14 protein-coding genes are annotated in these 12,304 nt (G+C 69.9%); 11 read left to right on the top strand and 3 right to left on the bottom strand.

Features of this window, described 5'->3' with window-relative positions:
• Positions 1-40: 40 nt before the first annotated feature.
• The 6 genes from ACYQ07_RS08190 (at position 41) to ACYQ07_RS08165 (ending at position 5,908) form a co-directional block, all read left to right on the top strand.
• The gene (locus ACYQ07_RS08190; RefSeq protein WP_459879720.1) at positions 41-766 is read left to right on the top strand and encodes a type 1 glutamine amidotransferase; all 726 of its coding nucleotides are present in this window, start codon (positions 41-43) and stop codon (positions 764-766) included.
• Positions 767-911: 145 nt separating this feature from the next.
• Positions 912-2,135: an ABC transporter substrate-binding protein gene (locus ACYQ07_RS08185; protein ID WP_459879717.1), complete on the top strand. Its 1,224-nt coding sequence runs from the start codon at positions 912-914 to the stop codon at positions 2,133-2,135.
• Positions 2,136-2,287: 152 nt separating this feature from the next.
• On the top strand, positions 2,288-2,677 hold the full coding sequence (locus ACYQ07_RS08180; protein ID WP_459879714.1) for a hypothetical protein: 390 nt from the start codon (positions 2,288-2,290) through the stop codon (positions 2,675-2,677).
• Complete coding sequence (locus ACYQ07_RS08175; RefSeq protein ID WP_459879711.1) at positions 2,674-3,309, top strand: NUDIX hydrolase; 636 nt, start codon at positions 2,674-2,676, stop codon at positions 3,307-3,309. The genes ACYQ07_RS08180 and ACYQ07_RS08175 overlap by 4 nt, the downstream gene beginning before the upstream one ends.
• Positions 3,310-3,400: 91 nt before the next feature.
• On the top strand, positions 3,401-4,957 hold the full coding sequence (locus tag ACYQ07_RS08170; RefSeq protein ID WP_459879708.1) for an ABC1 kinase family protein: 1,557 nt from the start codon (positions 3,401-3,403) through the stop codon (positions 4,955-4,957).
• Between the two features lie 120 nt (positions 4,958-5,077).
• Positions 5,078-5,908 carry an NAD+ synthase gene (locus ACYQ07_RS08165; RefSeq protein ID WP_459879705.1) on the top strand — a complete coding sequence of 277 codons (831 nt, stop codon included), beginning with the start codon at positions 5,078-5,080 and terminating at the stop codon, positions 5,906-5,908.
• A gap of 42 nt (positions 5,909-5,950) precedes the next feature.
• Here ACYQ07_RS08165 and ACYQ07_RS08160 read toward each other — a convergent pair whose 3' ends face one another.
• On the bottom strand, positions 5,951-7,039 hold the full coding sequence (locus ACYQ07_RS08160; protein ID WP_459879702.1) for an anthranilate phosphoribosyltransferase: 1,089 nt from the start codon (positions 7,037-7,039) through the stop codon (positions 5,951-5,953).
• A 256-nt stretch (positions 7,040-7,295) separates the two neighbouring features.
• On the opposite strand from ACYQ07_RS08160, the gene ACYQ07_RS08155 reads away from it, so the two are divergent.
• Complete coding sequence (locus ACYQ07_RS08155; RefSeq protein WP_459879699.1) at positions 7,296-7,505, top strand: DUF7317 family protein; 210 nt, start codon at positions 7,296-7,298, stop codon at positions 7,503-7,505.
• 52 nt (positions 7,506-7,557) lie between these two features.
• Positions 7,558-8,649 carry a siroheme decarboxylase subunit beta gene (gene ahbB, locus ACYQ07_RS08150; protein WP_459879695.1) on the top strand — a complete coding sequence of 364 codons (1,092 nt, stop codon included), beginning with the start codon at positions 7,558-7,560 and terminating at the stop codon, positions 8,647-8,649.
• A gap of 26 nt (positions 8,650-8,675) precedes the next feature.
• On the opposite strand, the gene ACYQ07_RS08145 is transcribed toward ahbB, so the two are convergent.
• Positions 8,676-9,386: a hypothetical protein gene (locus tag ACYQ07_RS08145; protein ID WP_459879692.1), complete on the bottom strand. Its 711-nt coding sequence runs from the start codon at positions 9,384-9,386 to the stop codon at positions 8,676-8,678.
• Positions 9,387-9,440: 54 nt separating this feature from the next.
• Complete coding sequence (locus ACYQ07_RS08140; protein ID WP_459879689.1) at positions 9,441-10,061, bottom strand: hypothetical protein; 621 nt, start codon at positions 10,059-10,061, stop codon at positions 9,441-9,443.
• 163 nt (positions 10,062-10,224) lie between these two features.
• Between ACYQ07_RS08140 and ACYQ07_RS08135 the strand changes: the two genes are divergently transcribed.
• Genes ACYQ07_RS08135 through ACYQ07_RS08125 form a run of 3 tightly spaced genes read left to right on the top strand, consistent with a single transcriptional unit; the run spans position 10,225 to position 12,272 of the window.
• Positions 10,225-10,809, top strand: a complete 585-nt coding sequence (locus tag ACYQ07_RS08135) for a biotin transporter BioY (protein ID WP_459879686.1) — start codon at positions 10,225-10,227, stop codon at positions 10,807-10,809.
• A 15-nt stretch (positions 10,810-10,824) separates the two neighbouring features.
• Positions 10,825-11,553: an energy-coupling factor ABC transporter ATP-binding protein gene (locus ACYQ07_RS08130; protein ID WP_459879683.1), complete on the top strand. Its 729-nt coding sequence runs from the start codon at positions 10,825-10,827 to the stop codon at positions 11,551-11,553.
• Positions 11,550-12,272 carry an energy-coupling factor transporter transmembrane component T family protein gene (locus ACYQ07_RS08125; protein WP_459879680.1) on the top strand — a complete coding sequence of 241 codons (723 nt, stop codon included), beginning with the start codon at positions 11,550-11,552 and terminating at the stop codon, positions 12,270-12,272. Before ACYQ07_RS08130 ends, ACYQ07_RS08125 begins: the two co-directional genes overlap by 4 nt.
• Positions 12,273-12,304: the final 32 nt, after the last annotated feature.

The raw sequence follows: 12,304 nt of genomic DNA, 5'->3' as shown, positions 1-12,304 counted from the left end.
CGTCACAACGGTTTAAGGGCTTGCTCGCGTAGCTCGGGGTATGACGCGGCTTCGCTTCGCCCTGCTCAACGCAGCGCACGACGGCGCGAACACCCGACGGAACTTCCGGCGGGAGCTCGACGCCGACCTCGCCGAGTTCGACGCAACCGAGGGACACCTTCCGGACCACACCGACTTCGACGGCGTCGTTATCACCGGATCGCGCTCGTCCGTCTACTGGGACGAGGCGTGGATCCCCCCGCTCGTCGACTACGTCGCTGAGGCGGCCGACGCCGGCCTCCCGGTGCTCGGCGTCTGTTACGGCCATCAGGTGCTCGCGGAGGCGCTCGGCGGGCGCGTCTCCGGCATGGACGACTTCGAGATCGGCTACAATACGGTCACTCACCACGGCGATGAGCTGTTCACGGACGTGGACTCGGAGTTCACCGTCTTCACCACCCACGGCGACGCGGTCGTCGACCTCCCGCCGGGCGCGGAGCTGCTGGCCGAGAACGAGCACGGCGTCCACGCGTTCCGCGACGGCCACTGCTGGGGCGTCCAGTTCCACCCGGAGTACGACCTCGACACCGCCCGCGAGGTGACCGACGGAAAACGCGAGCGGCTCGGCGACGCCCGCGTCGACGACGTGCTCGCGGACATCTCCCCCGAGCAGTTCGAGGCCGCCTGCGAGGCGAAGGCGATCTTCGACAACTTCGCGGCGTACGCCCGCGACCTGCAGGCGGAGCGCGCCGGCACCGACGCCGGCTCGGCGGCCGCAGACGACTGAGGACGCGGGCGCTGCCGCAACTACCGACGGGTCGCGGGGGCAACGACGGACCAGCCCGTGCTGGCGGGACGCTTCTAATGCACACATCTGTACAGTAATGTACTCATCCGACAGTTACTAATCGGCGCAGCCCGGAGTCGGGGGCATGACACACGAGCACGGCCGGACGCTCGACCGGCGGTCGGTCCTCCGGGCGGGCGGCGCGGGGCTGGCGGCGACGGGCCTCGCCGGCTGTCTGGGCGGCGGTGACGACGACACGCTGACGATCGGCGCGCTCCAGCCGCTTTCGGGCGGCTTCGCGGCGTGGGGCCAGGCGCACGAGGCTGGTCTGGAGTTCGCGGTCGAGGAGCTCAACGACAACGGCGGCGTGCTCGGCCGGGACGTCGAAGTCGAGACGACGGACACCGGCAGCGACGCCGGCGAGGCCGACACCGTGTTCCGCCAGTTCGTCGAGCGCGACGGCGCGCTCGCGATCACGGGTCCCGTCTCCAGCGACGTGGGGCTGCGCACGCGTCGCACGGCCGAGGAGCTGGAGGTGCCGCTGGTGCTCCACATGGCGGGATCCCACACCATCCTCCCGAAGGACACCCGGTACACGTTCCGGATGGGGTCCCAGCCAGCAGTGACGGACGTGTTGCCCCAGATCGAGCTGATCGAGGAGCGCGGCTACGACACGGTCGGCGCCATCATCGGCGACTACGAGTGGGGGAACACGCTGGAGGCGAGCCTCGAAGCGCTGATCCCGGACGGCGTCGAGCTGGAGACGGCGACCGCCCCCGTCAACGAGGACGACTTCACGCCGTTCCTCCGTGACCTTCCCGACGATCTCGACATGCTGGTCGCCACCGGCCACCCGCCGGGCTCCATCGCGATCGACAATCAGGCGAGAGACGTCGGGCTCGACCCGGAGATCACCACTGGTGCCGGGCTCCCGCCGGGAGTCCTCGAAAGCGGGCTCGATGACGCCACCGACGGCTTCCTCCACCTTCACTCGTCGGACCCGTACGGCGAGGCGTTCCGCGAGGTCGCCGAGCGCTTCGCGGACGCCGAGGGTGACCGGTTCGACACCCACGAGGCGTACGGCTACGTCACGGGGATGCTGATCGCCGAGGCGGCCGAGACCGCCGGCGAGGCCGATCCCGTTGCCGTCGCGGACGCGATCCGCGACGTGGAGTTCGACACGCTGTTTCCCGACCCGATCCGCTACACCGAGTGGGGGGAGATCGACGGCTTCCGACACACGCTTAGCGCCTTCGAGGCCGACGCTCCCGACTACTATCCCGACGGTGACTGGCGGCTCGTCGAGGAGTATCGCTCCTCGCCGCTCGACGGCTTCGACCCCGACGAGTACGACTTCGTCCAGCAGTAGCGTCCGACTGCGGCATCGGGTCATCGACTGCGCCGGGCCGGCGACGGCGCGGTCGCCCGTGATTACGACGACGCCGGCGAGACCGTCGCCCGCAGTCGCCACGACGCCGGCGTCGAAACCCGTATTCCCGCCGACCCCCTACCTCCGACCATATGCGCCGGGTCACCCGGAACCTGTTGATCGCCATCGCGTTGGTCGTCGTCGCCCTGCTCGCGCTGGGCGCGCTCCCGCAGTACCTCGGGAGCGGCGACCCCTACTACCTCACCGCCGAGTCCGTCGAGCACGACGGCGCCGCCGTCGACGTGAGCGAGGTCTCCGAGCGCCGTTTCCCGTTCCTCACCGATGCGCTCGCGGCCGACGACGGTCGATCCGACCCCTACCTGATGGGGCCGTACGGCATCAAAGAGTGGTTCACTCACACGCCGTTCGACGAGCTCGACGAGCTCACACAGCGGGTGCCGGAAGCGACCGACGGCGACGGAGTGTACGTCGAAACCGAAGGGGAAACGTATTACGTCGAGGTCGTGCAACCGGAGGCATGACTGACGACGACGCCGACGGTGACGCTGCTAATTCCGACGCCCCCGCAGCCGACCTCCGCGACCTCCCCGCCTTTTCGGACGGCCGCAACCACTCACTGCCGGGCGAGCCGGAGTGGCCGGTCCACGAGGTCGTCGTCGAGTACGACGAGGGGTGGTTCGTCGGCGGCTACGACCGCGTCGAGCAGCCAGACGGGAGCCTGAAGAACTACTACTGGGCGGAGCTGTCGCCCGCGACCGTCGTGGTGGCGGTCGCCGACGGAAACGTGCTGTTCGTCGAGCAGTACCGGCCGACCGTCCGCAACACCCAACTGGAGCTCCCCGCGGGGATCGTCGAACGCGGCGAGTCGTACACCGAGGCCGGCGCGCGAGAACTCGCCGAGGAGGCCGGCTTCGCGCCCGACTCGACCAGCCTGCTCCAGGAAGTGTGGTGCTCGACCGGCGTGTTGCGCCACAAGCGCGGCTACGTGTTCGCGGAGGGGCTGGAGCCGGTCGACGTGGACGCTGACTCCAACGAGTTTCTCACCCCGCGGGCGGTCCCGATCGAGGAGGCGCTCGCCGTCGCGCGCGATCCGCCGACTAACGACGCCACGCTGCAGGGGCTGCAGCTCGCCGAACGGGAGGGGCTGCTGTAGGCCCGTCGGCGCCGTCGGGTCACCGACCGAGGCCGGCGCGATTACGGGAGGCCGGCGGTATTTTACGGCCTCCACGCGAGGGCTCCGATCGATGGGTGGATTCTACCGGCGGTACGCGGCCGTCCTCCTCGCGCTCGTCCCGTTCGTCGTCGCCGCCCTCCGCGACCGACGACGGTTCGTCGTCCTCGGCAATCCTCGCGAGCCCTCGCGGCGGGAACACGAGCGCCGGGCGGAGAAGCTGGCGTCGACCCTGCTGGACCTCGGCCCCGCGTTCATCAAGGCGGGACAGGTGCTCTCCACTCGCCCGGACCTGGTTCCGCCGGTGTACGCCGAGACCCTCCGAACGCTCCAGGACGAGGTGCCGGAGGACGTCGGTGGCGACCCCGAAACCGTCCTCCGCGACGCGTATGGCGACGGGGACGGCATCGATCTCGACTCCCTCGACCCGGTCGCCGGCGGGTCGCTCGCGTTCGTGTACACCGCCGACAGGACGGCCGACGGAACGCGGGTCGCGCTGAAGGTCCGGCGGCCCGACATCGCCCGCCTCGTCGAGCGCGACCTGCGAGTCATCCGGCGGCTGATCCCCCTCGCGCTGGCGTTCGCGCCGCCGCAACACCGCTACTCGCTGCGGAACCTCGCCGACGACTTCGAGGAGATCATCGTCGAGGAGCTCGACTTCGAACGGGAGGCCCGGATGATGCGCGCCATCGGCGACAACTTCGCCGACGACGACCGCGTCCACATTCCGTGGGTCGACGAGGAGCTCTCGACGGAGCGCGTGGTGGTCATGGAGTACGTCGAGGGCGCGAAGGTTACCGACCACGAGGCGGTCCGCGAGCGCGGCGTCGACCCCGAGGAGCTGGCCGACCTCATCGCCGAGACGTACCTCCGGATGGGGCTCGACCACGGCGTCTTCCACGCGGACCCGCACCCGGGCAACCTCTCCGTGACCGACGAGGGAAAACTCGCCATCTACGACTACGGGATGTGCGAGGAGCTGACGCCGGCCACCCAGTCCCGGATCGTCGACCTTTATCGGGCGATGGCGACCCGGGACGTCGACGGCCTCGTCGACGCGCTGATCGCCCTGGACGTCCTCGACCGCGACGTGAACCGGCGGGCGGTCGCCGACACGCTGGACATCACCCTCGAAACCCTGCGCGGGCGCGAGGACGTGGGCTGGCACGCCGTGTTCGAGGAGATAACCGGCGACCTCCGCGACTTCCCGTTCCGCATCCCGCCGGACGTGATGCTGCTCATCCGGGTCGGCACCGTCGGCGAGGGCGTCTGCCGCGACCTCGACCCCGAATTCAACTTCCTCGACGCCGCCCGGCGATACCTCGTCGAGGCAGGCCACATGGAGGAGGGCGCGCTGTCGTTCGCGGGGGACGTGAGCGAGGACCTCCGCGCCTCCGTTCCCGCGCTCGCGCGGCTCCCCCGGCAGCTCAGCACCGCGGTCGACCGCCTCGAACGCGGCGAGATCGCCGTCCGCACCGACGGCGTCGACCGGGGAAAGGAGACCGGCTACGCCGTCCTCGCGGCGAGCCTGATCCTCGCCGGCGCGCTCCTGATCGACACCTCGACCGCGGCGGGGGTCGCCGCCATGGGGGCCGGAGCCCTCGCGGGAGTCGCGTACGTCCGGTCCTGAGGCCCGGGACGGTCCCGCCGTCGCGAGTCGCTGACGCGTCAGCCGGCGCGAACCTGACGCTCGTCCACTTTTTGCCCGCGGCCATCCCCTATTAGGTGCCTGCGGCCCAACCGGACGCCAATGACGCAGACTTCCGAGGCGTCGGTGTTGCTGTCGGACGACCCGCCGCTCGACCTCCGGCTGTCGGACGAGGAGCTCGACGACGCGCGCGACCGGATCGTGTCCTTCATCCAGAGCGTCGTCGACGACGCCGGCGCGGACGGCGCCGTGCTCGGGCTCTCCGGCGGCATCGACTCCACCCTTACGGCACATCTCGCCGTCGAGGCGCTCGGCGTCGACGGGCTCCACGGGATCACGATGCCCGCCGAGGTGAACGACCCCGAGATCATGAGCGACGCCGAGCGCGTCGCCGAGTCACTGGGGATCGAGTACGACGTGGTGGAGATCCAGCCGATCGCGGAGACGTTCTTCGAGCAGTACCCGGACGCCGCCGAGGACCGCATGGCAAAGGGGAACGTGTTCGTCCGGACCCGCGCCGTGCTCAACTACTTCGTCGCCAACGCCGAGAACCGGATCGTGCTCGGGACGGGGAATCGTGCGGAGGCCGCGACCGGCTACTTCACCAAGTACGGCGACCAGGCGGTCGACTGCAACCCCATCGGCAACCTCTACAAGATGCAGGTGCGCCAGCTCGCCAAACACGTCGGCGTCCCCCACGACCTCGTGATGCAGAAGCCGACGGCGGGGATGTGGACCGGACAGACCGACGAGGAGGAGATGGGCCTCGACTACGACACCCTCGACGCGATCCTCGCGGTCCACGTCGACGGCGGGCTCTCGCGGGCGGCGACCGCCCGGGAGCTCGACGTGCCCGTCGAGGCCGTCGACCGCGTGGTGGAGCTGTACGAGACGAGCAAGCACAAGCGCTCGATGCCGCCGGCGCCCGAGTAGTAGCCCGACCGGCTCGGACGGGCGTGTCGCGACCTGCCGACCTCAGAACGCGCGTAGGTCGTCGAGCACAGCGGCCGCGGAGCCGTCGTCGATCGCCTCGCGGGCGAGTTCGAGGCCGCCCTCGATGGAGTCCGCGTCGTCACGGGCGTAGATCCGGAGCGCGGCGTTGACGGCGATCGCGTCCGCGAAGGCACCGTCGCGCTCGCCGGCGAGCACCTCCTCCGTGATCCGCGCGGACTCGCCGGCGACATCGTCGACGTGGAGATCCTCGCTTTCCATCTCCATGCCGAGGTCCGCGGTCTCGATCTCGAAGTCGTCGAACGTGGCGCCGTCGGAGCCCGCCCCCTCGCCGCTCGCGTCCCACTCCGCGACCTTCGTGTAGCCGGGGCGCACGTCGTCGTACCCCTCCATCCCCTGGAACATCAGGACGCGGTCGAGGTCGTGGAACTCGCTTTCGACGAACGTGTCGACCACCTTCTTCGCGAACGCGAGGTGGTAGAAGGAGCCGAGGTGCGTGGAGGCACCGGCGGGGTTCGCCAGCGTCTCGATCGTGTTGACGAACGTGCGGACGCCCATCTCGTCGCGGCGCCCGTACAGCTCGTCGATCGCGGGGTTGAACGCCGGCTGGTAGTAGAAGCCGAAGCCGGTGTCGTCGACCATGTCGGCGGACTCGGCGGGCGACAGCTCCGTGCGGACGCCGAGCTCGTCGAGAACGTGCTTGTAGGCGTCCTGCTTCTGCGTCGGGACGCGGTCGCCGGAGTGGACAACCACGGGCGTGCTCGCGGCGGCCGCCACCGCACCCGCCGCGACGCCGAGGATCGCCGACCGGCCCTTCCCGTCGTAGTTGGCGCCGCAGTCGACGGGGTCACAGTCGGGCTCGGCGTACTCGACGCGTTCGCACATCACGTCGACGTACGCGCCCAACTCAACGGGCGTGTTGCGCTTCCAGCGGTTGGCGAGCCAGAACGCGCCGAGCGTGGTCGGGTCGGGCTCGCCGGCGAGGATGCGCTCGAACGCCTCCGTCGCCTGCGCGCGCGTCAGATCGTCGGCCGACTTGTGGCCGGAGCCACAGACCTCGGTCATCAGCCGTTTAATGGGCCACTCGCCGAACTCGCGGGTCGCCTGGGACATGAGTGAGGTTTCGGATGCTTGGAGCAAAAGCCTCCCGTTCGACTCCCGGCGCGTGAGAACCCCTGATCCTCCCGAAGCGCGCTCGACGACCGAGTACCGGGGAGCATGCCACGGTATGACAAATAAGAAACGCACAAACACCTGAATGTGGTTAAAATAGTGTCCGAACGTCCACTATATAGGCAGACCATGGGTTTAGACACTGTGTAAAATCCGATACTGTTATGTACACGTCCAATCTCTTGGTGAATGTCCAATGACCGCGAACTCCGTGGCGACCGCGCTGACGCTGTATCGTTCCCGCACCCTGACGCTGGAGGAGGCGGCGACCGCGGGCGGCTGCACCGTCGCGGAGCTCCAGCGGAGCGCGCGGACGTTCACGCCGGTGGCGGTCGACACTGCCGTCGCTCCCCCCACGGCCGCAGCCACATCCGCCGGCGGCTCCGAGACGCGCTCCGCGGAATGAGCAGGCCGCCGCCTCCGAAACCCGTATTCTCCCCCATCCCCAAGCTTCGTCAATGAGCCTCGACGCGGACTGGCGATCCGACCTCGACGCCGTCGACGCCTTCCTGATCGACGAGTACCAGAGCGGGTTCCCGGTGGCACCCGCCCCCTTCGAGGCGGTCGCCCGCGAGCTCGGCGAGCGGACTGGCCACGAGCTGTCGGCCGAGGACGTGCTCGACCGCGTGCGCGAGCTCCGCGAGCGCGGGATCTTCCGCCGGTTCGGCGCCGTCCTCAACCCCCCAGTCATCGGGTCCTCGACGCTCGCCGCCGTGCAGGCGCCGGAGGAGCGCTTCGAGGCGGTCGCCGAGACGATCAACGGCTTCCGGCAGGTGAACCACAACTACCGGCGCGACCACGAGTGGAACCAGTGGTTCGTCGTCACCGCGGGCTCCCGCGAGATGCGCGACGCGATCCTCGCGGAGATCGAGGCGGAGACCGGCTGTGAAGTCCTCAACCTCCCGATGCTCACGGACTACTACATCGACCTGGAGTTTCCCGTGGTCAATGACGACCGGTTTGCGCGGGAGTCGGTCGCGGAGACGACCGTCTCCGCCACCCGCATCTCCGAGGAGGCGCGCGGCGACCTCACGCCGCTCGACGCCGCCGTGCTTCTCGCGATTCAGGATGGCTTCCCGCTCTCCGCGACACCCTACGCGGACGTGGCGGCCGCCATCGCCGCGGACACGGAGGGCGAGGCCGCCGGCCTCTCACCGACCGCGGAGGACGTGGTCGCCGCCGTCGACCGCCTGCTCGCGGACGGCTGCATCAAGCGCGTCGGCTGCGTCGTCAACCACGTCGTCACCGGCTTCCACAACAACTGCATGGTCGTCTGGGACGTGCCGGACGACGAGCTCGACGCGCGCGGCGAGGAGGTCGGCAGCCTCCCGTACGTCACCCTCTGTTACCACCGCCCGCGCCGCCTGGAGCAGGACTGGGAGTACAACCTGTTCACGATGATCCACGGCCGCGAGGCCGACGCCGTCGACGCGAAGATCGACGAGCTCGCCGCCGAACACCTCCCGTTCGACCACGAGCGCCTCTACTCGACGGAGACGCTGAAACAGACCGGCGCGCAGTACGAGTCGCTGGTGGCGAGCGACGAGTAGCGCGGTCCCGGTTCTCCGATGGCATTTCAACCCGTGAGCAGCGACTTCAGCGACCGCCGGCGAGTGCCACAGCGGTCGCGGTACTCGCAGGGCTCACACCGGGAGTCGGCCACCCGACTCGGCGGCCCGTCGATGCTCCGCACCGTCCGAACCGCCTTGCGGTAGGCCGCCTTCTTGCGGGTCGTGAGCCGCACCTCCCGCACCGTGCCGACGGTCGGATACTCGACGAGCGCGCGGAGGACCTCCCGCTCGTGCTCCCACGCGAGCGCCTTCGCTGCGGCGACGGCGCGCACCGACTGCGGCTCCCAAACACCGTCTTTCGGCGGCTCTCCGGGTGAGACGACGACGGGGATGGGTGGAGGCGGCTGTTCGGGTTCGGATTCCGCGGGTGGTTCCGCGCCGGTCTCCGCGTCGCTAGCCGGCGACAGCACCTTGTGGACGACGCCGTGACAGTCCCGACCCGCGACGAAGGCGTCCTTGCGGGCGGGGTCGGCCAGCCGGTCGAAGTCGTCGCGTTCGCTGAGGCGGGCGAGATTCCGGCGGTAGGCGGCCGGCGACCGCTCGATGGGGAGCCGGCGGAGTTCGCGGTCGGGCGCGTCGACGAGCTCGGGGTACCGGAAGGCGAGCGCCCGGCGCTTCCGAACCGACTCGGGGAGGTCGCGGTCGTCCTCGCGGCGGGCGTAGTAGCACTGACGGGGGCAGTAGGCGGCGCGTGCGAGGTCGCTGAAGGGGATCACGGACGGGGCGAAGTGGCCCCGTTATCCGATTTAAAACTACGGACGGGCGCCCGGCTATAGCGACACGTCGGTCTCGATGTCTTCGGTGGCCTCGCGGAGGCCGTCTTCGCGGGCGTCGCCCGCGTAGGAGTCGGTGATCGCGGCGTCGGTGAGGAGCTCACGGAACTCGTCGCGGAACCGGCCGTTGGCGCGCGCCGAGGCGAGCTCTGCGGCGGCGACCGCAGCGAGTCGTTCCACGGTTTCCGGGTCGGCGTCGAACTCCGTGGCGAGCGTCTCGGTCGTCTCCTCGTCGAGCTCGCCGTCCGTTTCGGCGATGCGGCGCTTCAGTGCGGTGTAGTCGACGGGGCCCTCGCGGTCGCTCTCGCGCACGAGGTGGCAGTCGAGGCGTGCACGACGGACCGTCGTCTCCTCGGCGCCCAGCGCGTCGGCGATCGTCGCGTCGTCCTCCTCGGCGTAGAAGCCGCGGACGACGCGCTTGTAGGCGGCATCGTCGAGATCGGTGTCGGCACCGTTGCGCTCGCGGAGGGCGGCGAGGAGCTCCCCGAGACGCTCGTCGACCGACGACTCGTCGCGGTCGGTCAGCGACCCCGGCGACTCCTCCTGTTTGGAGGTCGCCGTCTCGGCGCCCGTGGCGTCGATGAACAGATCGCGGAGGTTCTCGGTTTGCTCGTCCATGGAATCGTGTCGACGGGCGCCGGACACAAAAGCCTACTGTCGGCGTACAACCGACTCAGGCGCTCGAACGGCCGATCGTCGGCTTCGGATCCGCAGCTGTCGCCGTGCGCCAACGCGCTCGTGAACCAGTGTCTTTAGGAGGGTTTACGAGAGAGGGCGGGGCATGGCAACCAGCACGGAGTCCGTCGACCTCGTCGGTGACGAGGCGGCGACCAACCTCGCCCGCGCGGCGCTGTTCGCCGCGCTCGTCGGCGCGTTCGCGTACGTCTCGTTCCCATTCCCGGTGTCGCCCGCACCGGTGACGCTGCAGGTGCTCGGCGTCTTCCTCGCCGGGGTCTTCCTCGGCCCCGTTTGGGGCGGCGCCGCGCTCGTCCTCTACCTCATGGCCGGTGCGCTCGGCGCGCCGGTGTTCTCCGCCGGTACCGGCGGCATCGGCGTCCTTCTCGGCAGTGAGACGCTCGGCTACCTCTGGTCGTACCCGGTCGCCGCCGCGCTCGTCGGCGTACTCGTTCACGGCGGGACGACGCTTCGCGATCCGAAGACGATCGGCGTGCCGCGGCTGGTCGGAGCGATGGCCGCCGGGACGGTCGTCATCTACGCGTTCGGTATCGTCGGGATGATGCTCGTGCTGTCGCTCGGTCCGATCGAGGCGTTCCTCGTCGGTGCCGTCGCCTTCCTCCCCGCGGAGGCCGCGAAGGTCGCCACCGCGGTCGGCATCGTGCGCTCGGACGCCGTCAGTGCGGCCTGAGGGGGAGAGGTAATCGTGATCCGAATCGAGGGCGTCACCTGCCGCTACGGTCGCGGTGGTGACGCGACCGTCGCCGTCGATGACGCCGACCTGACGATTGCGGACGGCGAGTTCCTCATCGTCGCTGGCGCCAACGGCTCCGGCAAGACGACGCTCGTCCGCACCTTCAACGGGCTGACGACCCCCGACGAGGGTCAGGTCGCCGTCAACGGGACGCCGGTCGAGGAGAACCTCGTGGCGGCGCGGTCAGCCGTCGGCATGGTGTTTCAGGACCCTCGTGATCAGCTGGTGGCGGCGACCGTCGGCGCCGACGTGGCGTTCGGCCCGGAGAATCTCGGGCTGTCCCGCAAAGAAATCGACCGCCGGGTCGCGGACGCGCTTTCGGCGGTGAACCTGACGGGTCGCGAGGACGATCGCGTGGAGACCCTGTCGGGCGGTGAGCGCGAACGCGTGGCGATCGCCGGCGCACTGGCGATGGAGCCGGACCACCTCGTGCTCGATGAGCCGTTCACGGGCCTCGACGAGCCCGCGCGCCGCTCCGTGCTCGACCGGCTGCGGGCGCTCCGCGAGGAGGGAACCTCCGTGGTCGTCGTCACCCACGACCTGCGCGACGTGCTCGACCTCGCGGATCGGGTGGTCGGGATGGCCGACGGACGGATCGTCGTGGATGCGCCGCCCGCGTCCCCAGTCGCCGACCTCTCTGCCCTCGACGTGCGGGTGCCGGCGGAGTTCGACTCGGCATGACTCTCGCCTACGTTCCCGGCTCCTCCCTAGCCCACCGACTCGACCCGCGGTCGAAGCTGCTTGTCCAAGTAGGGTTCGCGGCGGCCGCTTACGCGTACACCACCCCTCGCGAACTGGCGGCGCTCACGCTGCTTGCGGTTGGGAGCCTGTGGATCGCCGGCGGCGGCGCCGGTGACCTGTGGGGGTACCGGTTCGCGTTTCCCTTCCTCCTCGTTGCGCCAGCGGTTGCCGGACTCACGCTTGGCGACCCCTGGTTTCGGGTGGACGACGCCGTCGAGACGACGTTGGCGAGCTACCGCGTCCTGCTGATTCTGGTCGTCTCGGCTGCCTACGTGCGCTCGACGCCCGTTCGCGACTCCCGGGCGGCGATCCAGCACACGATTCCCGGGAAACCTGGGCAGTTCCTCGGCGCGGGCGTCGCGCTCGTCTTCCGGTTTCTCCCGCTGCTCAAACGGGACCTGATTGCTGCGCGGGACGCTTCGCGGGCGCGAGTCGGCGACGAGCGCCCGGTTCGCGAGCGGATGCGGACGGTCGCCATCGGCGGGATCAACCGCGCGTTCGGGCGTGCGGACCGGCTCGGCACCGCGCTGAACGCCCGGTGTTTCGCGTGGAACCCGACACTACCGCGGTTGGCGTTCTCGCGGAGTGACCTGCCGGTTCTCGGAGTTGGTGTGGGGCTCCTCGTGCTCGCCGCGCTCGCCGCGCGCGGTGGGGCGTAAGGCGGGGCGTGAGGCGGTGCGTGAGGTGGTAG

It is taken from the genome of Halorubrum gandharaense, assembly GCF_054654575.1.
This window is presented reverse-complemented; position numbering and strand designations above follow the sequence as displayed.

Coding starts and splice junctions, on each gene's coding strand:
- ahbB (WP_459879695.1), top strand. CDS start 7,558: ATGAGCCTCGACGCGGACTGGCGATCCGACCTCGACGCCGTCGACGCC.
- ACYQ07_RS08175 (WP_459879711.1), top strand. CDS start 2,674: ATGACTGACGACGACGCCGACGGTGACGCTGCTAATTCCGACGCCCCC.
- ACYQ07_RS08190 (WP_459879720.1), top strand. CDS start 41: ATGACGCGGCTTCGCTTCGCCCTGCTCAACGCAGCGCACGACGGCGCG.
- ACYQ07_RS08185 (WP_459879717.1), top strand. CDS start 912: ATGACACACGAGCACGGCCGGACGCTCGACCGGCGGTCGGTCCTCCGG.
- ACYQ07_RS08160 (WP_459879702.1), bottom strand. CDS start 7,039: ATGTCCCAGGCGACCCGCGAGTTCGGCGAGTGGCCCATTAAACGGCTG.
- ACYQ07_RS08155 (WP_459879699.1), top strand. CDS start 7,296: ATGACCGCGAACTCCGTGGCGACCGCGCTGACGCTGTATCGTTCCCGC.
- ACYQ07_RS08180 (WP_459879714.1), top strand. CDS start 2,288: ATGCGCCGGGTCACCCGGAACCTGTTGATCGCCATCGCGTTGGTCGTC.
- ACYQ07_RS08165 (WP_459879705.1), top strand. CDS start 5,078: ATGACGCAGACTTCCGAGGCGTCGGTGTTGCTGTCGGACGACCCGCCG.
- ACYQ07_RS08135 (WP_459879686.1), top strand. CDS start 10,225: ATGGCAACCAGCACGGAGTCCGTCGACCTCGTCGGTGACGAGGCGGCG.
- ACYQ07_RS08125 (WP_459879680.1), top strand. CDS start 11,550: ATGACTCTCGCCTACGTTCCCGGCTCCTCCCTAGCCCACCGACTCGAC.
- ACYQ07_RS08170 (WP_459879708.1), top strand. CDS start 3,401: ATGGGTGGATTCTACCGGCGGTACGCGGCCGTCCTCCTCGCGCTCGTC.
- ACYQ07_RS08140 (WP_459879689.1), bottom strand. CDS start 10,061: ATGGACGAGCAAACCGAGAACCTCCGCGATCTGTTCATCGACGCCACG.